This window comes from Pseudomonas sp. RAC1 (assembly GCF_030658255.1).
Classification (GTDB): domain Bacteria; phylum Pseudomonadota; class Gammaproteobacteria; order Pseudomonadales; family Pseudomonadaceae; genus Aquipseudomonas; species Aquipseudomonas boreofloridensis.
Genome location: NZ_JAUTXS020000037.1, coordinates 128332 through 150769 on the forward strand (window position 1 = coordinate 128332; position 22438 = coordinate 150769).

The following is a 22438-nucleotide window of genomic DNA, read 5'->3' on the forward strand; positions in this document are numbered from 1 at the left end:
ATTCAGGCCTCACCCTGCCATCCCTGTAGGCGCGGCGCCAGTGCGCCTACAGGAGCGTGCAGCCAGCGGCCTCAGTGTTTTTCCTGCGGCTCGCGGATCTTGTACCAGGCCACGTACAGTGCTGGCAGGAACAGCAGGGTCAACAGCGTTGCGCTGATGATGCCGCCGATCATGGCGTAGGCCATCGGGCCCCAGAATACCTCGCGGGCAATGGGGATCATGCCCAGGCTGGCCGCTGCGGCGGTGAGCAGGATCGGTCGGCGGCGGTGATTGGTAGCCTCCACCACGGCATCCCACGGCGCGTAGCCATCGGCCTCGAAGGCATCGATCTGGGTCACCAGGATCACCGAGTTGCGGATGATGATGCCGATCAGCGCGAGTATCCCCAGAATCGCCACGAAGCCCATCGGCGTACCGGTCGGTACCAGTGCCAGGACCACGCCGATCAACCCCAGCGGCGCCACGCTGGCCACCAGGAACAGCTTCTGCACGCTGTGCAACTGGATCATCAGGAAGGTCGCCATGAGGAACAGCATCAGCGGCAGCACTTTGGCGATCGGACCCTGAGCCTTGCCGCTTTCCTCCACCGTGCCGCCGGTGGCCACTTCGTAGCCGACCGGCAGGGAACCGGCGAACTCGTCGATCTTCGGCTTGAGCTGGGCCACCAGGTCGGTGGGCTGGATGTCGCCATTGACCGAGGCCTTGATGGTGATGGTCGGTTTGCGATCGCGACGCCACACCAGCGGCTGCTCCAGCTCGTAGCGCACCGTGGCGAACGACAGCAGCGGAATCGACACGCCGCTGGGGCTGACGATCTGCAGGTCCTGCAGGGTGTCCGGCGAGCCGCGCTCGCTGTCCTTGGCGCGCGCCACCACGTCGATCAAGTAGATCTCGTCGTTGACCTGGGTGACGGGCGCGCCGCTGACGATGCTGTTCATCACATTGGCCACGTCCTCGGACGACAGCCCCAACTGCCGCGCCTTGTCCTGGGCGATCTCCACACGCAGCACTTTGCCCGGCTCGTTCCAGTCGTACATCATCTCGCCGATGTTGGGATTCTTGTCGAGCAGGGTGGCCAGGTCGATGGCGTGCTTGCGCACCTCGTCGATGTCCTTGCCACTCACGCGGTACTGGATCGGCCGGCCCACCGGTGGCCCCATTTCCAGCGATTGCACGTTGGTGCCGATGCCGACGAAGTCCTTGCGCAGACGCTCCTGCAACTTGGCGATCAGCGCGTTGCGCTGCTCCAGGCCCGTGCTGACGATCACCAACTGGGCGTAATACGGGTTCTGCAATTGCTGGTCGAGCGGCAGGTAGAAGCGCACCGCGCCCTGGCCGATATAGGTGCTCCAGTGGTCGATGTCCGGATCGTCCTTGAGCGTGGCTTCGAGGCGATCGACCACGCGGCGGGTTTCCTGGATCGAGGCATTCTGCGGCAGGTTCAGGTCGAGCAGGATTTCCGGCCGGTCCGAGGACGGGAAGAACTGGTTCTGCACGAAGCGCATGCTCAACAGCGCCAGGGCGAACAGCAGCACGGTGCCGATGATGGTCAGCCAGCGATGGCGCATGCACCACAGCAGGCTGCCCTCGAAGGCGCGGCCAATGCGCCCCGGTTCTTCGTCATGGGGTTTGACCTTGCTGCTGAGGATGTGCACCCCGAGCACCGGGGCGAAAAACACCGCCACCACCCAGGACACCAGCAGCGCCACCGCGATCACCGCGAACAAGGTGAATGTGTACTCGCCCGCCGAGCTGGCGTTGAGGCCGATGGGCACGAAGCCGGCCACCGTGACCAAGGTGCCGGTGAGCATCGGGAAGGCGGTCGAGGTATAGGCGTACGTGGCCGCCTCCTGCTTGCTCTCGCCCATTTCCAGGCGCGTGACCATCATCTCCACGGTGATCATCGCATCGTCCACCAGCAGGCCCAGGGCGATGATCAGCGCGCCCAGGGAAATGCGCTGCATGGTGATGCCGCTGTACTCCATGAACACGAAGACCATCGCCAGCACCAGCGGGATCGAGCAGGCCACCACCAGCCCGGCACGGATGCCCAGGCTGATGAAGCTGACCACCAGCACGATGATCACCGCCTCGAACAACGCGCTGGTGAAGCCGCCGACGGCGTCCTCGACCACCCGCGCCTGGTTCGACACGGTATGCACGCCCACCCCGACCGGCAGTTCGGCGGTGATGGCGTCCATCTTCTCGCGCAGGACCTTGCCGAACTCCTGAATGTTGCCGCCCTTCTTCATGCCGATCGCCAGGCCGATGGCGGTCTGGCCGTTGTAGCGGAACATCGGCGCCGGCGGATCCTGGAAGCCGCGCTCGATGTCGGCGATGTCGGCCAGGCGGAAGAAACGATCGTTGATGCGCAGGTTGACCACTTGCAGGTCTTTCTCCGAGGCGAACTGGCCCGTGGTACGCACCGAGATGCGCTCGGGACCGGCCTCGATCACCCCAGCGGGGGTCACCGCGTTCTGCGCTTGCAGGGCCTGCATGACCTGGCGTTGATCGATGCCCAGCGCCGCCAGCTTGCGGGTGGAGAAGTTCAGGTAGAGCACCTCGTTCTGCACACCGATGGTCTCGACCTTGCCGATGTTCGGCACTTCGCGCACCTCGGCGCGCACCTGCTCGACATAGTCGCGCAACTGGCGCAGGTCCAAACCATCGGTGGTGAAGGCGTAGATCGACCCGAACACGTCGCCGAACTCGTCGTTGAAGGCCGGGCCCTGCAAGCCTTGCGGAAACTCGCCACGGATGTCCTGGATCTTCTTGCGCACCTGGTACCAGATCTGCGGAATGTCCTCGGCCTGGGTGGTGTCGCGCAGGTACACGAACACGGTCGACTCGCCGGGGCGGGTGTAGCTCTTGACGTAGTCGAGCGAATCCAGCTCCTCGAGCTTTTTCTCGATGCGGTCGGTGACCTGATACAGGGTTTCGTCCTGGGTCGCGCCCGGCCAGCGGGTCTGGATGACCATGGTCTTGATGGTGAAGGACGGATCTTCTTCGCGTCCCAGGTTCATGTAGGAGAACACGCCCATCAGCAAGGCGACGAACATCAGGTACCACACGAAGGACTGGTGCTTGAGCGCCCAGTCCGACAGGTTGAAGCGTCCTTTCATCGTGCGTCCTCGTCGACTTTGACCGGCTGGCCCGGTTTGAGGCTGTTGACGCCCGCAGTGACCACGCGCTCGCCCGGCTGCAAGCCACTGGCGACCACGATGCGCTTGGCGTCGCGGTCGATGAGCGTGACCTCGCGGGTCGCTACGCTGTGCTGTTGCGGATCGACCACCCACACCAGGGTCTTGCCCTCGCGCTCGATCAGCGCGGTGGCCGGCAGCTCGCTGCGTGGGCTGATGGCCGAGCTGAGGGTGACACTCACCGCAGTACCCAGGTGGAAGGCCGGCGGCGTGCTGGCCAGGGTCAGCCGCGCGCGGCGGGTACGGGTGGCGGCATCGGCCTGGGGCTCGAGCTCGCGCAGGGTGGCGGTGGTGGCGATGCTCGGGTCCAGTTGCGAGGCGACGGTGAACACCAGCGATGGGCTGAGCTGTTCGGCAACCGGGATCGGCAGGTCGATCACCGCCTCCTTGACGTCGGGGCGCGCCAGCGTGACCACTTCCTGGCCGGCACTGACCGTTTGCCCGGCCTCGGCGCGCCAAGCGGTGACCACAGCGGCGTGATCGGCCTTGAGCGTGCTGTAGCCCAACTGGTCACGGGCCTGGCTGACCGACGCGCGCGCCTGCTCCAGCGAGGCGCTGCTGGTCTTCAGGTCGGTCTGGGCGATGTCCAGTTGAGCCTGGGCGCCGACGCCACGGTCATACAGTTGCTGCTGGCGGCGGGCGTTGGCCTGGGCATTGATCCACTGCGCCTGGACCCTGGCCAGGTCGCCCTCGGCAGCGCGCAGTTGGTTCTGTTGATCGGTGGGGTCGAGGGTGGCGAGGGTCTGGCCTGCCTCGACCTGCGCGCCGACATCCACCCAGCGCCGGGCGATGCGACCGGACACGCGAAAGCCCAGCGTGCTTTCATAACGCGCCTCGATGTTACCGGCGAAGCGGCCCAACTGCGCCTGGGACAAAGGCTGCACCACGGTGGACAGCACCGGCCGCACCGGCTCGGGCTTGTCGTCGTCGCCCTTGCAGCCGCCCAACAGCACCAGGGCGCCCAGCATCATCAGCAGCACCTTCATGGCTGTACCTCCGGGGCCTTGGCATCGACGGTCTCGACCTGCATACCGGGATGCAGCAGTTGCCCGCCGCTGACCACCACGGCTTCGCCGCCTTTCAGGCCTTCGCCGATCACCACGCGCCCGGTGAGATAACGCGCCACCTGAACCTTGCGCAACTCGACCTTGTCGCCTTCACCGACCACCCACACCGCCGGCGCGTGCAGGGCCTTGGTCAGGCTCGACCAGGGCAGCTCGACGCTGGGCCGGGCCTGGGCACGGGCAGTGGCGGTGACCGGCGAGCCGAGCTGCATGGCCGGCGGCACCTCGCGCAGGGCGACCTTGACCTGCACCGTGCCGCTCTGGGCGGACACCGTGGGCGTGACTTCGCGGATGCGCCCCTGGGCTTGGATTTTGGAATTGTCCAGCAAGCGCACCGTCATGCTTTCGTCGCTGGAAGGCGCCACCAGCAGTGATTCATAGACGTTGAACACGGCATCGCGGTCGCCATCGGCGGCCAGGGAGAAGATTGGCATGGTGGCCTGCACCACCTGCCCGACCTCGGCCTGGCGCGCAGTGATCACCCCGTCCGCCTCGGACACGAGCCCGGTGTAGCCCAACTGCTCACGGGCCGTGGCCAGTTGCGCCTGGGCAGCCTTGAGCGCGCTCTGGCTGCTGCGCAGGGCGGCCTCGGCCGAGTCGTACTCGCTCTGGCTGGTGTAGCCCTTGGGCAGCAGTTTCTGCTGGCGCACGAACGCGGCGCGGGTCTGGGTGACCCGCGCCTGCTCGGCGAACACGGCAGCCTTGGCCGAGTCCACGTTGTTCTGCAGATCCTTGGGGTCCAGGCGCGCAAGCACTTGCCCGGCCTTGACGTGGTCGCCCACATCGACGCTGCGGGCAATGATCTTGCCGCCCACGCGGAACGACAGGTCGGTCTGCACCCGTGCCTGGATATCGCCGGTGAGGGTGACGTTGGCGGCGAAGTCGCGCGACTCCACGCGCGTCACACCGACACGCGGCAGCTCTGCGGCGGGCGGTTTTTCCTCGCAGCCTGAAAGCACGCTCATCGCCCCCAGAAAGACGATCGACAGCGCACGCGTAAACGACATGCCGGCTCCTTGCTTGCGCGCAAATGATTCGTGGGATGCGACTGTTCAGGGTAGTTCAGGGTTCCACAAACAGTAACGACGTACAGCGGCCAAGCTTGCCGATGGACCATACTGCGCCCTCGCACCCGCGTCGAGGACCGCACATGCTCACCACATTGGCCATCGCCAACTACCGCTCGATCAACGAACTGGTCATGCCCTTGGGACCACTGAATGTGATCACAGGTGCCAACGGCAGTGGTAAATCCAATTTGTACAAGGCCCTGCGCCTGCTGGCCGAAACCGGTCGCGGCGGGGTGATCAATGCCCTGGCCGCCGAGGGCGGTCTGGACTCCACGTTCTGGGCCGGGCCGGAACACATCACACGGCGCATGCTGTCGGGCGAGGTCGCGGTCGAGGGTGGCCCGCGCCAGGAGGTCAAGCGCCTGAAAATGGGCTTCGCCGGGGACGACTTCGGCTATGCCATCAGCCTGGGTTTACCGCCACCGACCCGCTCCAAGTTCGCCCTCGATCCGCAGATCAAGCAGGAGGCGTTATGGGCAGGACCGGTGTGCCGACCCGCCAGCCTGCTGGTGCAGCGCAAGGCCGCGATGGTCAAGGCGCGCGACGGGCGTCAGTGGCAGGTCCTGCACCAACACCTGAGCGAGTTCGACAGCCTGTTCGACCAGGTGGGCAGCCTGCACGGCTCGCCCGAGGTGCTGCACCTGCGTGAGCGCATCCGCAGCTGGCGCTTCTACGACCACTTCCGCACCGACCCCGACGCCCCGGCACGCCAGTCGCGCCTGGGCACCCGCACCCCGGTGCTGCATCACGACGGCCGCGACCTGGCGGCGGCGTTGCAGACCATCGACGAGATCGGCGACCTGCAGGCGCTGAACGCGGCGGTCAGCGACGCCTTTCCCGGCGCCCAGGTCAAGGTCGACGCCGAGGCCGGTGGGCTGTTCAGCCTGCGCTTCTACCAGCCCGGCCTGCTGCGCCCGCTCAGCGCTGCGGAACTGTCGGACGGCACCCTGCGCTACCTGTTGCTGGTGGCGGCGCTGCTCACGCCCAGGCCGCCGAGCATGATGGTGCTCAACGAGCCGGAAACCAGCCTGCACCCGGATCTGCTACCGGCGCTGGCGCGGCTGATCGTGCGGGCCTCGCGCGACTGCCAGGTATGGGTGGTGTCCCACGCGCCGCGTCTGGTGGCCGCGCTGGAACAGGATGAACGGTGCAATTCGATCCAACTGGACAAGGCCCTGGGCCAGACCGTGCTGGTGGGCCAAGGCATGCTGGATCGACCGATGTGGAACTGGCCCGATTAGCCGACGGTGCACGATCGGGTGATCGTGCGGCGTGGAGCGGATCGGTCGGCGTTGGCAGAGAGATACGGTCTGGCGTGGAGGCGCGGGCGTGCCGGTCGCGGGTAGATCGCAGCAGCGACTTACCCGCGACAGGCCCGGTCAGGTCGACGCAGCCGTCTGCACCGGACGCCGGACCTGGGGCTGACCGACGTTCGCCGCAGCCCCTTCCTCGATGGCCTGCTGGATGGCCTTGCGGCGGCGCTCTTCGGCACGACGGCTGAAGTACCACACCAGGAAGGTCACCAACGACACCGAGAGCAGGATCAGGCTCGCCACGGCGTTGATCTCAGGCTTCACGCCCAGACGCACCGCCGAGAACACTTCCATCGGCAAGGTGGTCGAGCCGGGGCCGGACACGAAGCTGGCCAGCACCAGGTCATCCAGCGACAGGGCGAAGGACATCATGCCACCGGCCGCCAGCGAGGGCGCGATCATCGGGATGGTGATCAGGATGAACACCTTCCACGGCTTGGCACCCAGGTCCATCGCCGCTTCCTCGATCGACAGGTCCAGCTCGCGCAAGCGTGCCGACACCACCACCGCCACATAGGCCGCGCAGAACGTGGTGTGGGCGATCCAGATGGTGACGATGCCACGCTCCTGCGGCCAGCCGATCATCTGCGCCATGGCCACGAACAGCAGCAACAGCGACAGACCGGTGATCACCTCGGGCATCACCAACGGTGCGGTGACCAGGCCACCGAACAGGGTGCGGCCCTTGAAGCGGGTGACCCGGGTCAGCACGAAGGCGGCCAAGGTGCCCAGCGCCACCGCAGCCACCGCCGTGTAGCAGGCGATTTCCAGCGAGCGCATGACCGACCCCATCAACTGGGTGTTGTCGAGCAGGCCGACGTACCACTGCACCGACCAGCCGCCCCACACCGTCACCAGCTTCGAGGCGTTGAACGAGTAGATCACCAGGATCAGCATCGGCAAGTAGATGAACAGCAAGCCGAGCACCAGCATCAGCTTGGAGAAACCGAAGCGCTTCATGCCCTGCCCTCCATTTCCTTGGCCTGGCTGCGATTGAACAGCAGGATCGGCACGATCAGGATCGCCAGCATCACCACGGCCAATGCCGAGGCCACCGGCCAGTCGCGGTTGTTGAAGAATTCCTGCCAGAGCACTTTACCGATCATCAGGGTTTCCGGGCCGCCGAGCAGTTCGGGGATGACGAACTCGCCCACCACCGGGATGAACACCAGCATGCAGCCAGCGATGATGCCGTTCTTCGACAGCGGCACGGTGATCTTCCAGAAGCTGTTGAAGGTGCTCGAGCCCAGGTCGCTGGCCGCTTCCAGCAGGCTCTGGTCATGCTTCACCAGGTTCGCGTACAGCGGCAGGATCATGAACGGCAGGTACGAATAGACCACGCCGATGTACACCGCCAGGTTGGTGTTGAGGATCTGCAGCGGCTGGTCGATCAGCCCGGTCCACAGCAGGAAGCTGTTGAGCAGCCCGTTGTTGCTGAGGATGCCCATCCAGGCATAGACGCGGATCAGGATCGCGGTCCAGGTCGGCATCATGATCAGCAGCAGCAGCACCGTCTGGTACTCCTTCTGCGCCTTGGAGATGGCGTAGGCCATGGGGTAGCCGATCAGCAGGCACAGCAGGGTGCTGAAGAAGGCGACCTTGAGCGAACCCAGGTAGGCCGAGATGTACAGGTCGTCTTCAGTGAGCAGGCCGTAGTTGGCCAGGTTCAGCACCAGTTGGATTTTGTCCTCGACGTAGGTGTAGATCTCGGTGTACGGCGGAATGGCCACGTCGGCTTCGGCGAAGCTGATCTTCAGCACGATGAAGAACGGCAGCATGAAGAACAGGAACAGCCAGATGAACGGCACGCCGATCACCAGGTGGCGTCCCTGCGGGACGATGCGCTTGAGGGCTCGTTTGAGCTTTCGTGGTTTCATGAGCGCAGTACCACGCCGCTGTCGTCTTCCCACCAGACGAACACTTCGTCGTCCCAGGTCGGCCGTGCGCCTTGACGCTCGGCGTTGGCGACGAAGGACTGGACGATCTTGCCGCTGGGCAGTTGCACGTAGAACACCGAGTGACCGCCCAGGTAGGCGATGTCATGGACTTTGCCACGCGACCAGTTGTGCTCGAAATCGGGCTGGGTGGTGGTGACCAGCAGCTTCTCGGGACGCAGTGCGTAGGTGATGTGCTTGTCCTCGACCGAGGTGCTGACGCCGTGACCGACGTAGATCTTGCGCTCCAGCTCCGGCGAGGCGATCAGCGCGTGGCCTTCGGCGTCGTCGATCACTTCACCTTCGAACAGGTTGACGTTGCCGATGAACTCGCAGACCAGGCGGCTGGTGGGGGTCTCGTAGATATCCACAGGCGAGCCGATCTGGGCGATCCAGCCCAGGTGCATGATGGCGATGCGCTGGGCCATGGTCATGGCCTCTTCCTGGTCGTGGGTGACCATCACGCAGGTCACGCCGACCCGCTCGATGATCTCCACCAGTTCCAGTTGCATCTGCGAACGCAGCTTCTTGTCCAGCGCGCCCATCGGTTCGTCGAGCAGCAGCAGCTTGGGGCGCTTGGCCAGCGAACGGGCCAGGGCCACGCGCTGACGCTGGCCGCCGGAGAGCTGGTGCGGCTTGCGCTTGGCGTACTGGGTCATGTGCACCAGCTTGAGCATCTCGGTCACGCGGGCTTCGATATCGGCCTTGGGCATCTTGTCCTGCTGCAGGCCGAAGGCGATGTTCTGCGCCACGGTCATGTGCGGGAACAACGCGTAGGACTGGAACATCATGTTGATCGGCCGCTCGTAGGGCGGCATGTCGGTGATGTCCACGCCATCGAGGAAGATCCGCCCTTCGGTGGGACGTTCGAAGCCGGCGAGCATGCGCAGCAAGGTGGACTTGCCCGATCCGGAACCGCCGAGCAGAGCGAAAATCTCGCCCTTGCGGATCTCCAGGGACACATCGTCCACGGCGACGGTTTCGTCGAACTTCTTCGTGACCCGGTCGATCTTGACCAGCACCTGCTTGGGTTGCTGGCCACCCTCGAGGGCTTTCTTATAGGCACCGGAGGCAACTGCCATGAGTGAAACTCCCAACAAGATTTTGATGCCCGGACGGCCTGTGTGCAGGGCCGCGCCGGGTCTGGATGGTTACTTGCCCGACTTGACCTTGGTCCAGCTGCGGGTCATCAGACGTTGCACCTTGGGGGGCAACTCCGCGTTGACGAACATCTTGTCCAGCACTTCCTGCGGTGGGTAGACCGCGGCGTCAGTTCTCACAGCCTGATCCATCAGGTCGCCAGCCTTGAGGTTGGGGTTGGCATAACCGACGTAGTCACTGACCTGGGCGATAACCTCAGGTTTCAGCAAATAGTTGATGAAGGCGTGGGCCTGCTCGACGTTCTTGGCGTCCTTGGGGATGGCCAGCACGTCGAACCAGAGATTGCCGCCTTCCTTGGGAATGGCGTAGGCCAGGTTCACGCCCTTCTTGGCCTCGGCGGCGCGCGCCTTGGCCTGGAATACATCGCCGGAGAAACCGGCGGCCACGCAGATGTCGTCGTTGGCCAGGTCGGTGATGTATTTGGAGGAGTGGAAATAGGTCACGTAGGGACGCACGGCCAGCAGTTTCTGCTCGGCCTTCTGGTAGTCCTTGGGGTTGCTGCTGTTGGGGTCCAGCCCCAGGTAGTTGAGCACCGCTGGCAGCATTTCGTCCGCCGAGTCGAGGAACGCGACGCCGCATTTGGAGAGCTTCTTCATGTTCTCCGGTTCGAACAGCACCGCCCAGGAGTCGATGCGTTCCACACCCAGCGCGGCCTTGACCTTGTCGACGTTGTAGCCGATGCCGTTGGTGCCCCACAGGTAAGGCACCGCGTACTGGTTGCCCGGATCGTTCTTGGTCAGACGCTTCATCAGCGCCGGATCGAGATTGGAATAGTTGGGCAGTAGTTGCTTGTCGAGCGGCTGGAAAGCGCCCGCCTTGATCTGCTTGCCGAGGAAATGGTTGGACGGCACCACCACGTCATAGCCGGTGTTGCCGGCCAGCAGTTTGCCTTCCAGGGTTTCGTTGGAATCGAACACGTCCAGCACCGGCTTGATGCCGGTTTCTTTCTCGAAATCGGCCAGCGTGTTGGGGCCGATATAGTCCGACCAGTTGTAGATATGCACCGTGGGCGCCGCTTGAACGCTGAGGGCCAGCGTCAGACCTGCTCCAGCCATCATGGCCTTGCGCACTACAGAGATAGACAAGGGGTGGGTCCTCACAATCAGAGCCTTCGGTGGCGTCGGGGTGTGGCCGTACACGCGAAACGGCCGCGCAACTTACCTGCGTGGCGTCGATGCCGCAATCGACAATCGCGTTCAAAGCGCTCTGGACCGCGCTTCGGCGGCCCAGAGGTGACGCATCGGCGTTACTTGCCCGACTTGATCTTGGTCCAGATACGGGTAATCACGCGCTGAGCCGCAGCCTCGGGCGCAGCGATCGCGTACAACTGTTTCTTCACCTCGGCCGGCGGATAAATGCTCGGGTCGCTGGTGATGTCCTTGTTCACGTACTGGGTAGCGGCCTTGTTGCCGTTGGGGAAGCGCACGGCGTTGGTGATCTCGGCCATGATTTCCGGCTGCAGCAGGAAGTTCATGAACTGATAGGCCGCGTCTTTATGATCCGCGTCCTTGGGCATGGCCACCATGTCGTAGAAGGTACCGGCGCCTTCTTTCGGAATGATGTAGTCCAGTTTCACCTTGTCGCCCGCTTCATGGGCACGGGCTTTGGACTGCTCCAGGTCACCGGAGTAGCCGACGGCCAGGCAGATGTTGCCGTTGGCCAGGTCACCGATGTACTTGGAGGAGTGGAAGTAGGTGATCGACGGACGAATCTTGAGGAACAGGTCCTCGGCCGCCGCCAGGTCTTCCTTCTTGGTGCTGTCGGTGGGCAGGCCCAGGTAGTGCAGTGCGGCCGGCAGCATCTCGGTCGGCGCATCCAGGAAGCTCACGCCGCAGCTCTTGAGCTTGGCGATGTTCTCGGGCTTGAACACCACGTCCCACGAATCGATCTTGTCGATGCCCAGCGCCGCCTTGACCTTCTCAGGGTTGTAGCCGATACCGATCGAGCCCCACATGTAGGGGAAGGCGTATTTGTTGCCCTTGTCGCTGGCATCGCCGACGGCCTTGAGCAGGTCTTCGTCGAGGTTTTTCCAGTTCGGCAGCTTGGAGCGGTCCAGCTCCTGGTAGACGCCCGCCTTGATCTGCTTGGCCAGGAAGTTGTTCGACGGCACCACGATGTCGTAGCCCGACTTGCCGGCGAGCAGCTTGGCCTCGAGGGTTTCGTTGCTGTCGAAGACGTCGTACTTGACCTTGATGCCGGTCTGCTTCTCGAACTTGGCGATGGTGTCCGGTGCGATGTAGTCGGACCAGTTGTAGACGTTCAGCACCTTGTCTTCAGCCTGAACAGCGGTGGCCATGGCGCCCATCAGAGCGGCAGCCAGCAGCGTCTTGCCCATTTTCTTCATGCGTTGTGCTCCAGAATGTTCTTAGTAGCCATCTGTTCAGCGGCCAGGTCCCCGTGGTGCAAGACGGGCGACTGAAACAGCCGCTAGTCTGGCAAGTTACCAGGCGCCGTTTCAACAACGGCAAGGCCTGGCGAGCACTTAATGTCACATCGCTAGCCTAGCAAAGGGCTAGCGGATGGCTTCCAGCGTCAGGTCCAGGCACTTGCGCGCCTTTTCCACCAGTTCGTCCACTTCGGCGTGGCTGATCACCAGCGGCGGAGCGATGATCATGGTGTCGCCCACCGCGCGCATGATCAGGCCGTTGTCGAAACAGAAGTTACGGCAGATCATGCCCACGCCCTGCCCCTCGTAACGGCTGCGGGTCGCCTTGTCCTTGACCAGCTCGATCGCGCCGAGCAGACCCAGGCCGCGCACCTCGCCCACCAGGGGGTGGTCCTGCAGCTCACGCAGTCGTTTTTGCAAGTACGGTGCCACCTCGTCGCGGGCACGCTCGACGATGCCTTCTTCGCGCAGGATGCGCAGGTTTTCCAGCCCCACCGCCGCTGCCACCGGGTGACCGGAATAGGTGAAGCCGTGGTTGAAGTCACCGCCTTCGCTGAGCACCTGGGCCACCTTGTCGCGCACGATCACGCCGCCCATGGGGATGTAGCCGGAGGTCAGGCCCTTGGCGATGGTCATCAGGTCCGGCGCCAGGTCGTAGTAATCGCTGCCGAACCACTGGCCGGTGCGGCCGAAGCCGCAGATCACTTCGTCGGCGACGAACAGGATGTCGTAGCGGGCGAGGATCTCCTTGATCTTCGGCCAGTAGGTGTCAGGCGGGATGATCACCCCGCCAGCGCCCTGGATCGGCTCGGCGATGAAGGCCGCGACGTTGTCTTCGCCGACTTCGAGAATCTTCTTTTCCAACTGCTCGGCCGCCCACACACCGAAGGCGTCGGGCGTCATGTCACCGCCTTCGCCGAACCAGTAAGGCTGCGGGATGTGGACGATGCCCGGGATCGGCAAGCCGCCTTGTTCATGCATGCCGCTCATGCCGCCCAGGCTGGCGCCGGCCACGGTGGAGCCGTGATAGCCGTTGACCCGGCCGATGAGGGTCTGCTTGTGCGGCTTGCCCTTGAGCGCCCAGTAATGACGCACCATGCGCAGCACGGTGTCGTTGCCCTCGGAGCCGGAGCCGGTGAAGAACACATGGCTCATGCCCGCCGGCGCCACCTCGGTGATCGCCTTGGCCAGCTCCAGCGCCGGTGGGTGGGCAGTCTGGAAGAACAGGTTGTAGTAGGGCAGCTCGCGCATCTGCCGCTCGGCCGCCTGCACCAGTTCCTCACGGCCGTAGCCAACCGCCACGCACCACAGGCCGGCCATGCCGTCGAGGATCTGCTGGCCTTCGCTGTCCCACAGGTGCACGCCCTTGGCCTTGGTGATGATGCGCGGGCCCTTTTCCTTCAACTGCTTGTAGTCGCTGAACGGGGCCAGGTGGTGCTCGCCGCTCAACTGCTGCCATTCACGGGTTTGCGGATTGTTGACGCTCATCGGTTTCTCCAGGGTCCGAGGGCCGCGCGCTGGCGGCCGCAGGGTTGATCACACGGCGAACAGCAGGAACTCACGCTCCCAGGAGCTGATCACGCGCTTGAAGTTTTCATGCTCGGCACGCTTGGTGGCGACATAGCCGGTGATGAACTTCTTGCCCAGGTACGGCTCCAGCGCCTGGCTGTTTTCCATGCGCTCCAGGGCGTCCTCGATGGTCAGCGGCAGGCGCAGGTTGCGGCGCTCGTAGCCTCGACCTTGCACCGGCGCACTGGCCTCGATGCCTTCGACCATGCCGATGTACCCGCACAGCAGGCTGGCGGCGATGGCCAGGTAGGGGTTGGCATCGGCGCCCGGCAGGCGGTTCTCAACGCGGCGGTTCTGCGGGCCGGCATCCGGCACGCGCAGGCCGACGGTGCGGTTCTCTTCGCCCCACTCCACGTTCACCGGCGCCGAGGTGTCCGGCAGGAAGCGGCGGAACGAGTTGACGTTCGGTGCGAACAGCGGCAGCGCTTCAGGAATGAGCTTTTGCAGGCCACCGATGTGGTGCAGGAACAGCGTGCTCATGCTGCCGTCTTCATGGGAGAAGATATTCTTGCCGGTGGCGATGTCGATCACGCTCTGGTGCAGGTGCATGGCACTGCCCGGTTCGCCGGTCATGGGCTTGGCCATGAAGGTGGCGGCCACGTTGTGCTTGAGGGCGGCCTCGCGCATGGTGCGCTTGAACACCAGGATCTGGTCGGCCAGGTGCAGCGCGTCGCCGTGACGGAAGTTGATCTCCATCTGCGCAGTGCCGTCTTCGTGAATCAAGGTGTCGAGGTCGAGTTGCTGCAGTTCGCACCAGTCGTAGACGTCCTCGAACAAGGGGTCGAATTCGTTGGCCGCCTCGATGGAGAACGACTGGCGACCGGTCTCCGGACGGCCCGAACGGCCCACTGGGGGCTGCAACGGGAAGTCCGGGTCTTCGCTGCGCTTGGTCAGGTAGAACTCCATCTCCGGCGCGACGATCGGCTGCCAGCCCTTGTCGGCGTAGAGTTTGAGCACTTTCTTCAGCACGTTGCGCGGCGACAGCTCGACCGGATTGCCCTTCTTGTCGTAGGTGTCGTGGATGACCTGGGCGGTGGGCTCGATGGCCCAGGGCACCAGATAGACCGCGTCCTGGTCGGGGCGGCAGATCATGTCGATGTCGGCCGGGTCGAGCAGGTCGTAATAGATGTCGTCGTCGACGTAGTCGCCAGTCACAGTTTGCAACAAAACGCTTTCCGGCAGGCGCATGCCCTTTTCAGCGATGAATTTGTTGGTGGGCGAGATCTTGCCGCGAGTGATGCCGGTCAGGTCGCTGATCAGGCATTCGACTTCGGTGATCTTGTGTTCTTTCAACCAATCGGTGAGCTGGTCGAGGTTGTTGCTCATAAATACCTCAGGAGGTCGTTTGACCCAGGCCCAACGGGCCGGGCGCTACTGGCGCCTGGCGCGGCCCGAAGGCGGCACGCACGGCGCGGCCGAGCCCGAACGGGCCCGTGCATTGATTCTGGATGCAGTACGTTACCAAAGCAAAACCCTGGCGCAGGCAGCCAGGCGGTGTAAACGGTAACGGGCAGGAAGCGGGAAAGGCGTGCAGTAAACTGCTACGGAGCGAGGGCCGAGCGTGCCGGTCGTCAATTATTGCGGCCAGTGCACGGCGGGTGCGGCACTGACGGGCAGGGACCGGGCGGCAAGCGTCGAAAAGACCTGGCTGCACCGTGCAGACAGCGCTTTCAGGTCGCGGCTGGCGGACCATGTGACCCTCGTATTATTACTGTTATGGGTTGCGATCGAGCTTAGCCTCGTTCATTTTTTTTCACAACACCCCCGTAAAAAATAAAATACGGCAACATCGCCATAGCCCTTTCATACGGACTTGGCGGATAATGCCACGCCCTCCAATGCAGCAAAAATGCCGTTGACGTGCCATTTCAGGGCATCTGGAGCGCCGCTTGACATCAGTTTGGCTTTTCGATTGACTGGGTCTGCAAGCTCTCCTTGATTGATATTTTTAACAACAAAGGTGTTGCATCATGTCGGTACCCCCGCGTGCCGTTCAGCTTAACGAAGCGAACGCGTTCCTTAAGGAACATCCTGAGGTTCTCTACGTTGACCTTCTGATTGCAGATATGAATGGTGTGGTTCGTGGCAAGCGGATCGAACGCACGAGCCTTCACAAGGTTTACGAGAAAGGCATCAACCTGCCTGCCTCCCTCTTCGCCCTGGACATCAACGGTTCGACCGTCGAAAGCACAGGCCTGGGCCTGGACATCGGCGATGCCGACCGCATCTGCTATCCGATTCCGGACACCCTCTCCAACGAACCTTGGCAGAAGCGCCCGACTGCGCAACTGCTGATGACCATGCACGAACTCGAAGGCGAGCCGTTCTTCGCCGATCCACGGGAAGTGTTGCGCCAGGTGGTGAGCAAGTTCACCGACATGGGCCTGACCATCTGCGCGGCGTTCGAGCTGGAGTTCTACCTGATCGACCAGGAGAACGTGAATGGCCGTCCGCAGCCACCGCGCTCACCCATTTCCGGCAAGCGTCCGCAGTCGACCCAGGTCTACCTGATCGACGACCTGGACGAATACGCCGACTGCCTGCAGGACATCCTCGAAGGCGCGAAAGAGCAGGGCATCCCGGCCGACGCGATCGTCAAGGAAAGCGCCCCGGCGCAGTTCGAGGTCAACCTGCACCATGTGCCCGATCCGCTGAAGGCCTGCGACTATGCTGTGCTGCTCAAGCGCCTGATCAAGAACATCGCCTACGACCATGAAATGGACACCACCTTCATGGCCAAGCCCTACCCGGGCCAGGCGGGCAATGGCCTGCATGTGCACATTTCCGTGCTGGACAAGGATGGCAACAACATCTTCACCAGCGAGGATCCCGAGCAGAACGCCGCGCTTCGTCACGCGGTCGGCGGTGTGCTCGAGACCCTGCCCGCCTCCATGGCGTTCCTGTGCCCCAACGTCAACTCCTACCGCCGCTTCGGCGCACAGTTCTACGTGCCGAACGCGCCGAGCTGGGGCCTGGACAACCGCACCGTGGCCCTGCGCGTGCCGACCGGCTCGCCGGATGCGGTGCGCATCGAGCACCGCGTGGCCGGTGCCGACGCCAACCCGTACCTGATGATGGCGGCGGTCCTGGCCGGTGTGCACCACGGCCTGACCCACCAGATCGAACCGGGCCAACCCATCGAAGGCAACTCCTACGAGCAGTTGGAGCAAAGCCTGCCGAACAACCTGCGCGATGCCCTGCGCGAGCTGGACGACAGCGAGATCCTGAACAAGTACATCGATCCGAAGTACATCGACATCTTCGTCGCGTGCAAGGAAAGCGAGCTGGAGGAGTTCGAACACTCGATCTCCGACCTCGAGTACAACTGGTATCTGCACACCGTGTAACTGAAAACGCCGCCCTCCGGGGCGGCGTTTTTTTTGGCTTACAACGCCTTCTCGAAAATCTTCGAATTGCGCTGGAAGTTGTACAGCGAAGCTCGCGCTGCCGGCAGCCGCTCCACCCCACTGGGCTGGAAGCCGCGTTCGCGGAACCAGTGCGCCGTGCGCGTCGTCAGCACGAACAAGGTTTTCAGACCTGCCTGCCGCGCCCGCGTCTCGATGCGTTCGAGCAGGTCGTCGCCGCGCCCGCCGTGGCGGTATTCGGGGTTCACCGCCAGACACGCCAACTCACCCGCTTCGGACTCGGCGATCGGGTACAGCGCCGCGCAGGCGATGATCATGCCGTCGCGCTCGACCACGCTGAACTGCTCGATCTCACGCTCCAGCACCTCGCGCGAGCGCCGCACCAGAATGCCCTGCTCCTCCAGTGGGCTGATCAGTTCCAGCAAACCGCCGACGTCCTCGATGCTCGCCTCGCGGACGATCTCGAACTGCTCCTTGGCCACCAGCGTGCCGCCGCCGTCACGGGTGAACAGCTCGGTGAGCAGCGCGCCGTTCTCGGCATAGCTGACGATATGGCTGCGCGCCACACCGCCCTTGCAGGCTTCGGCTGCGGCGTCGAGCAGCTCGCCCTGGTAGTCGCTGCCCAGCCGTTGCAGGTGCGCCGGCACCTGTTGCGGGCGCAGTTCGCGCACCAGCTTGCCGTGCTCGTCGAGCAGGCCCGGCTCGGCACCGAACAGCAGCAGCTTGTCGGCGCCCAGCTCGATGGCCGCGCGGGTGGCGACGTCTTCACAGGCCAGGTTGAAGATTTCCCCGGTCGGCGAATAGCCCAGCGGCGACAGCAGCACGATGGAGCGCTCGTCCAGCAGGCGGCTGATGCCCTTGCGGTCGATGCGTCGCACCTCGCCGGTGTGGTGGTAGTCCACGCCCTCGAGCACACCGATGGGCCGTGCGGTGACCAGGTTGCCGCTGGCCACGCGCAGGCGCGAGCCCTGCATGGGCGAGGCGGAGATGTCCATCGACAAGCGTGCCTCGATGGCCAGGCGCAGCGCGCCGACGGCATCGATCACACAGTCCAGGGTCGGTGCATCGGTGATGCGCAGGCCGCGGTGGTAATGCGGGGCCAGACCACGCTCGGCCAGGCGGCTTTCGATTTGCGGGCGCGAGCCGTGGACCAGCACCAGGCGCACGCCGAGGCTGTGCAGCAGCACCAGGTCGTGGACGATGTTGCCGAAGTTGGGGTGTTCGACGCCATCGCCCGGCAGCATGACCACGAAGGTGCAGTCGCGGTGGGCATTGATGTACGGGGAGGCATGACGCAGCCAGGTGACGTATTCGGGCATGACAGGGCCTGTGGCTAAGTGAACGAGACGGGTGAAGGCGCACAACGGTGGAAAGTCATCGTCGGAACAGGCTTGCGGTCACGCGCGGTCTCCTCTGGGCAGGACGAATCTGGGCGTTGGATATTCAGCTCAGGCAATAGTGCCGGATCAGGTCGCGCAATACACGCACGGTAGGCTCGATACGTGACATTTCAAGGTACTCGCCGGGCTGGTGGGCGCAGGCGATGTCGCCAGGGCCGAGCACGATGGTCTGGCACCCGAGCTGCTGAAGATACGGCGCTTCGGTGCCGAAGGCCACGGCCTCGGCACGGTGGCCGGTGAGGCGTTCGGCCAGTTGCACCAGCTCGGTGTCAGCGGCCTGCTCGAACGGCGGCACCTCGGGGAACAGCGGCGCGTAATCGATGCGCACCTCATGCCGCTCGGCCAGCGGCACCAGCTTTTCGCGAATGGCCGCGCGCAGTTGCTCGACGTCCATGCCCGGCAGCGGGCGCAGGTCGAACTCCAGGGCGCACTGGCCGCAGATGCGGTTGGGGTTGTCGCCGCCATGGATGCAGCCCAGGTTCAAGGTCGGGGTGGGCACGCTGAACTGAGGGTTGCGGAAGGTCTGCTGCCACTGCTGGCGCAGGCCCATCAGTTCGCCCATCACCGCGTGCATGGCCTCCAGCGCGCTATGACCCAGGCTGGGATCCGACGAATGGCCGCTGCGCCCGAGAATGTCGATGCGGTCCATGAGGATGCCCTTGTGCATGCGGATCGGTTTGAGCCCGGTGGGCTCGCCGATCACCGCCGCTCGTCCGAGCGGCTGCCCGGCGTCGGCCAGGGCGCGAGCGCCGGACATGGAGCTTTCCTCGTCGCAGGTGGCGAGGATCAGCAGCGGCTGCTTGAAGTCGTGCTCCAGCAACGGCAGCACCGCTTCGATGACCAGGGCGAAGAAGCCTTTCATGTCGCAACTGCCCAGCCCTACCCAACGCCCGTCCACTTCCGTGAGCGTGAGCGGATCGGTTTTCCACAGTTGCTCGTCGAACGGCACGGTATCGCTGTGCCCCGCCAGCACCAGGCCGCCCGGCCCGCTGCCGCGGCTGGCCAGCAGGTTGAACTTGCCCGGGGTGACCTGCTGGATCTCGCAGCGAAAGCCCAGGTCGCCCAGCCAACCGGCCAGCAGGTCGATGACCGGGCGGTTGGACTGATCCAGCGCCTCCTGGGTGCAACTCACCGATGGCGCGGCGATCAGCGCGGCGAACTGGTCTTTGAGCGATGGCAACGGCATGCGCGGAATCCTCGGAAGCATGGCGGCCATCATAGCAATGCCGTCCCTTGACAGGGCAACTCCTGTAGACTCTGCGCCAACCACGCCTTCCTTCGAGCCAGCGATGCACACAGAAACCGAACTCAAGCTCCGCGCCAGCCGCGAGACCCTTGCCGCCCTGCGCGAGCACCCCTTGCTGAAGAAGCGCAACAAGTCCGGCTGGCAGACCCGCGAGCTGCTCAACCAGTACTTCGACACCCCCGAGCGCGACCTGGCGGCCGCGCGCGTGGCCCTGCGCCTGCGCCGCGACGGCGAGGTCATCATCCAGACCCTCAAGTGCCGCGGCCAGAGCGTGGCGGGGTTATCGGAGCGCAACGAGTACGAGTGGCACCTGGACAAGGTCAAGCTGGACCTGAAGAAGCTCGACGCCACCTGCTGGCCCGAGCAGTTGGCCGAGCTGGACAAGAAGACCATCAAGCCGCTGTTCACCACCGACTTCACCCGTGAATACGCAGAAATCTCCTGGGGTCGCGGCAAGGCCAAGGTGGTGATCGAAGCCGCCCTGGACCAAGGCTTCGTGATCGCCGGCAAGCGCAAGGAAGCCATTTGCGAGCTGGAGCTGGAACTGCGCGAAGGCGCCCCGCAGGCCCTGCTGGAGCTGGCGGCCGAGCTGTCCGCCAGCTTGCCGCTGATGCCTTGCGACATCAGCAAGGCCGAGCGCGGCTATCGCCTGATGGAGCCGGACAGCTATGAGTTGGGCCTGCCGCAGGTGGAACTGGATGCCGAGATGAGCGTGGACGACGCCTACGCCGCGTTGGCCTGGCAACTGCTGGGCAGCAGCCAGCGTCTGGCCGAGCAATACCGCCACAACGGCCACTGGCGCCTGCTGCAGGACTGGGTGCAGTGCCTGGCCGAACTGCGGGCGCTGACCAGCAGCCTGGGTCAGGCCGCACCCCGCGCCAGCACCCGCGACCTGCGCAGCCGCCTGGACGCCCTGCTGGAAGACTGGCGGCCGCTGGTGCAGGCCGGCAATCACGACGAAGACATTCGTCGCGCCGCGCCCGAGCAGTTCGCCGAAGAGCTCGAAGACACCCGCTGGGGCCAGTTCTCCCTGGAAACCTCGCGCTGGCTGCTGGCCCGTGCCTGGACCAGCGAGCGCAAGGGCCGCGGCGAGCGTCAGGGTTTGGCGCAGTTGGCCAGCTGGCTGCAGCATGAGCTGGGCGAGGAAGGCCGCGCGCTGAAGCTGCCGCTGTACATCCAGCGCCCGGAAGACCTCGGCGAGCAGTTGCCGCGCCTCGAACAACTGCTGGCCTGGCTGCGCCACGCGCGGCAGGTGCTCGAAGCCCCGCAACTGGATCGCCTGTACGGCGACCTGAAGAAGTTGCACGAGCTGGCCGAACAGCCGCTGGGCGAAACGGCGCCCGAGGCGCAGGATCAAGCGGCCGAAGACGCGCCTGCCCTGACCCTGCTCGAAGCGCGCATCGAACAGGCCCGCGCCATCGAGCAGAGCCGCGCCTGGAAGCATCTGCTCAAGGCCTGAGCCCCCGCCTTCGGGGCAGATCCTTTACTGGATCTGCTCCGGCGTGACGATCACCCAGTTCTTGTCCGCCGTCACCGGCAACCCCTCCTTGGCCTGCGCCGCCGCGTTCTTGGCAATCATGCCGTTCAACTGATCCATGTACTTGGCCTTGCGGTTGATCCACAAGTGGATGCCGCCCTTGTCCACGTCAACGCCATGAAACTGCATGTAGCCATCGCTGGTCGGGGTATCGCCGCCCACCAGCACCGGGCGCTTCCACTCGTCGATGTAGGTGAGGATCGCCGCCTGTTTACCGGCCATCCAGGTCGCCGGGGTCCACAGGTACGGGGTCAACTCCAGTCCTTCGTTGGCCTTGGCGTCGTAGTGACCGGCGCTGATCTGCTTGCGCGCCGTGGTCAGCGCGCCGCTGGCGCGGTCCTTGAGCAGCAGGCTGACGCCGATGACATTCTGCGGTTTGACGTTGTAGCCGTACTGGGGATCGGAGGCGACCATGCGCACCAGCTCTTCGGACGCCGCTGAGATCACGTAGACCTCGATGCCGTTCTCCATCAGCTTGTTGTACAGCTCGGCCTGACCCGCGAACACCTTGGGCGGCTGCACCTCGGTGGTCTTGCGCTGATCGCCTTCGAAATAGGTGGCCGGGATCGGCGTCTTCGACGCCATCAGCTCGTCCACCTGGACCTTCAGCTCTTTGAGCGTGAAGCCAGAGAACACCTGCGCCACCCAGGGGTAGCAGACCATGTCGTCGATTTCGCACAGGCGGTAGTAGTAACTGAACAGGCTCTCCTTGTGCTCGGCGGTGTCCTTGAACGGAATCAGCTTCAAGGCGGGGTCGAGCGTGTCGCGGGTCAGCAGGCCCTTGTTCTCCATGAACGGCAGCAGCGCTTCTTCCAGATCGTAGCGGTAGCTGGTGTTGTCCATGTCGAACACCGCGTAGTTGCCCTGGTTGGCGTTGGCGGCGATCATCGCGTCGAGCTGTTTGGCGGCCTCGGCAGGCCAATGCTTGAGCTCGGTGGCGGCCCAGGTGCTGGCGCTGAGCAGCAGGGCGAGGCTACCGGTAAGCAGTCGGGATACGGTCATGAGCTACGTTCTCCTGAGACGGGACCGCCGAAGCCTAGTGCGGATTGATGACAGACAGGCGTCTGACACCGACCTTTGAAAGGCTGCAAACGCCGCGTTGATTGTCCATGAGCGACACCGCGTTATTCCATACGCGACTATGCACATTACCTTTAGGTATAAATTCGTTTGTTTTCAGACTGTTAGCATTT

At 64.2% G+C, this 22438-nt stretch carries 16 protein-coding genes; 3 read left to right on the plus strand and 13 right to left on the minus strand.

The annotated features are described in order from the left end of the window. Positions 1-71: 71 nt before the first annotated feature. Genes Q7C30_RS16255 through Q7C30_RS16265 form a run of 3 tightly spaced genes read right to left on the minus strand, consistent with a single transcriptional unit; the run spans position 72 to position 5271 of the window. The gene (locus tag Q7C30_RS16255) at positions 72-3122 is read right to left on the minus strand and encodes an efflux RND transporter permease subunit (protein ID WP_039581732.1); all 3051 of its coding nucleotides are present in this window, start codon (positions 3120-3122) and stop codon (positions 72-74) included. Next, positions 3119-4186: an efflux RND transporter periplasmic adaptor subunit gene (locus tag Q7C30_RS16260; RefSeq protein WP_317872122.1), complete on the minus strand. Its 1068-nt coding sequence runs from the start codon at positions 4184-4186 to the stop codon at positions 3119-3121. The genes Q7C30_RS16255 and Q7C30_RS16260 overlap by 4 nt, the downstream gene beginning before the upstream one ends. Continuing rightward, on the minus strand, positions 4183-5271 hold the full coding sequence (locus Q7C30_RS16265) for an efflux RND transporter periplasmic adaptor subunit (RefSeq protein ID WP_317872123.1): 1089 nt from the start codon (positions 5269-5271) through the stop codon (positions 4183-4185). The genes Q7C30_RS16260 and Q7C30_RS16265 overlap by 4 nt, the downstream gene beginning before the upstream one ends. Positions 5272-5414: 143 nt before the next feature. Here Q7C30_RS16265 and Q7C30_RS16270 point away from each other — a divergent pair, with 143 nt between their 5' ends. After that, complete coding sequence (locus Q7C30_RS16270; RefSeq protein WP_039581740.1) at positions 5415-6575, plus strand: AAA family ATPase; 1161 nt, start codon at positions 5415-5417, stop codon at positions 6573-6575. Positions 6576-6713: 138 nt separating this feature from the next. On the opposite strand, the gene Q7C30_RS16275 is transcribed toward Q7C30_RS16270, so the two are convergent. The 7 genes from Q7C30_RS16275 to Q7C30_RS16305 all read right to left on the minus strand — a co-directional run bounded on the left by Q7C30_RS16275 (position 6714) and on the right by Q7C30_RS16305 (position 15023). Further along, entirely contained in the window at positions 6714-7607 is an 894-nt protein-coding gene (locus tag Q7C30_RS16275; protein ID WP_317872124.1) for an ABC transporter permease subunit, read from the minus strand. Continuing rightward, positions 7604-8524, minus strand: coding sequence for an ABC transporter permease subunit (locus Q7C30_RS16280; RefSeq protein WP_317872125.1), 921 nt, complete (start codon positions 8522-8524; stop codon positions 7604-7606). The genes Q7C30_RS16275 and Q7C30_RS16280 overlap by 4 nt, the downstream gene beginning before the upstream one ends. Further along, positions 8521-9663 (minus strand): polyamine ABC transporter ATP-binding protein, encoded by a 1143-nt coding sequence (potA, locus tag Q7C30_RS16285; protein ID WP_029614919.1) that lies wholly within the window; start codon positions 9661-9663, stop codon positions 8521-8523. Before potA ends, Q7C30_RS16280 begins: the two co-directional genes overlap by 4 nt. Positions 9664-9732: 69 nt before the next feature. Continuing rightward, a complete protein-coding gene (locus Q7C30_RS16290) occupies positions 9733-10827 on the minus strand; it encodes a polyamine ABC transporter substrate-binding protein (protein WP_317872126.1) in 1095 nt (364 codons plus the stop codon). 161 nt (positions 10828-10988) lie between these two features. Further along, complete coding sequence (locus tag Q7C30_RS16295; protein WP_317872127.1) at positions 10989-12086, minus strand: polyamine ABC transporter substrate-binding protein; 1098 nt, start codon at positions 12084-12086, stop codon at positions 10989-10991. A gap of 168 nt (positions 12087-12254) precedes the next feature. Then, positions 12255-13616, minus strand: a complete 1362-nt coding sequence (locus Q7C30_RS16300) for an aspartate aminotransferase family protein (protein ID WP_116889772.1) — start codon at positions 13614-13616, stop codon at positions 12255-12257. Positions 13617-13664: 48 nt separating this feature from the next. Next, a complete protein-coding gene (locus Q7C30_RS16305; RefSeq protein WP_039581747.1) occupies positions 13665-15023 on the minus strand; it encodes a glutamine synthetase family protein in 1359 nt (452 codons plus the stop codon). Between the two features lie 644 nt (positions 15024-15667). On the opposite strand from Q7C30_RS16305, the gene Q7C30_RS16310 reads away from it, so the two are divergent. After that, positions 15668-17044: a glutamine synthetase family protein gene (locus Q7C30_RS16310; RefSeq protein ID WP_029614915.1), complete on the plus strand. Its 1377-nt coding sequence runs from the start codon at positions 15668-15670 to the stop codon at positions 17042-17044. Positions 17045-17082: 38 nt separating this feature from the next. Here the strand turns inward: Q7C30_RS16310 and argA are convergent, their stop codons facing one another. Continuing rightward, on the minus strand, positions 17083-18381 hold the full coding sequence (gene argA / locus Q7C30_RS16315; protein ID WP_317872128.1) for an amino-acid N-acetyltransferase: 1299 nt from the start codon (positions 18379-18381) through the stop codon (positions 17083-17085). Positions 18382-18505: 124 nt separating this feature from the next. After that, positions 18506-19648, minus strand: coding sequence for an acetylornithine deacetylase (argE, locus tag Q7C30_RS16320; protein WP_039581751.1), 1143 nt, complete (start codon positions 19646-19648; stop codon positions 18506-18508). Between the two features lie 103 nt (positions 19649-19751). Between argE and Q7C30_RS16325 the strand changes: the two genes are divergently transcribed. After that, positions 19752-21167 carry a CYTH domain-containing protein gene (locus tag Q7C30_RS16325; protein ID WP_317872129.1) on the plus strand — a complete coding sequence of 472 codons (1416 nt, stop codon included), beginning with the start codon at positions 19752-19754 and terminating at the stop codon, positions 21165-21167. A gap of 24 nt (positions 21168-21191) precedes the next feature. Here Q7C30_RS16325 and Q7C30_RS16330 read toward each other — a convergent pair whose 3' ends face one another. After that, a complete protein-coding gene (locus Q7C30_RS16330) occupies positions 21192-22247 on the minus strand; it encodes a haloacid dehalogenase-like hydrolase (protein ID WP_304482906.1) in 1056 nt (351 codons plus the stop codon). Between the last annotated feature and the right edge of the window lie 191 nt (positions 22248-22438).

What these genes read in the sequence shown, in the direction of transcription:
- Q7C30_RS16255 (WP_039581732.1), bottom strand. Translation starts at nt 3,122, where the DNA reads ATGAAAGGACGCTTCAACCTGTCGGACTGGGCGCTCAAGCACCAGTCC.
- Q7C30_RS16260 (WP_317872122.1), bottom strand. Translation starts at nt 4,186, where the DNA reads ATGAAGGTGCTGCTGATGATGCTGGGCGCCCTGGTGCTGTTGGGCGGC.
- Q7C30_RS16265 (WP_317872123.1), bottom strand. Translation starts at nt 5,271, where the DNA reads ATGTCGTTTACGCGTGCGCTGTCGATCGTCTTTCTGGGGGCGATGAGC.
- Q7C30_RS16270 (WP_039581740.1), top strand. Translation starts at nt 5,415, where the DNA reads ATGCTCACCACATTGGCCATCGCCAACTACCGCTCGATCAACGAACTG.
- Q7C30_RS16275 (WP_317872124.1), bottom strand. Translation starts at nt 7,607, where the DNA reads ATGAAGCGCTTCGGTTTCTCCAAGCTGATGCTGGTGCTCGGCTTGCTG.
- Q7C30_RS16280 (WP_317872125.1), bottom strand. Translation starts at nt 8,524, where the DNA reads ATGAAACCACGAAAGCTCAAACGAGCCCTCAAGCGCATCGTCCCGCAG.
- potA (WP_029614919.1), bottom strand. Translation starts at nt 9,663, where the DNA reads ATGGCAGTTGCCTCCGGTGCCTATAAGAAAGCCCTCGAGGGTGGCCAG.
- Q7C30_RS16295 (WP_317872127.1), bottom strand. Translation starts at nt 12,086, where the DNA reads ATGAAGAAAATGGGCAAGACGCTGCTGGCTGCCGCTCTGATGGGCGCC.
- Q7C30_RS16300 (WP_116889772.1), bottom strand. Translation starts at nt 13,616, where the DNA reads ATGAGCGTCAACAATCCGCAAACCCGTGAATGGCAGCAGTTGAGCGGC.
- Q7C30_RS16305 (WP_039581747.1), bottom strand. Translation starts at nt 15,023, where the DNA reads ATGAGCAACAACCTCGACCAGCTCACCGATTGGTTGAAAGAACACAAG.
- Q7C30_RS16310 (WP_029614915.1), top strand. Translation starts at nt 15,668, where the DNA reads ATGTCGGTACCCCCGCGTGCCGTTCAGCTTAACGAAGCGAACGCGTTC.
- argA (WP_317872128.1), bottom strand. Translation starts at nt 18,381, where the DNA reads ATGCCCGAATACGTCACCTGGCTGCGTCATGCCTCCCCGTACATCAAT.
- argE (WP_039581751.1), bottom strand. Translation starts at nt 19,648, where the DNA reads ATGCCGTTGCCATCGCTCAAAGACCAGTTCGCCGCGCTGATCGCCGCG.
- Q7C30_RS16325 (WP_317872129.1), top strand. Translation starts at nt 19,752, where the DNA reads ATGCACACAGAAACCGAACTCAAGCTCCGCGCCAGCCGCGAGACCCTT.
- Q7C30_RS16330 (WP_304482906.1), bottom strand. Translation starts at nt 22,247, where the DNA reads ATGACCGTATCCCGACTGCTTACCGGTAGCCTCGCCCTGCTGCTCAGC.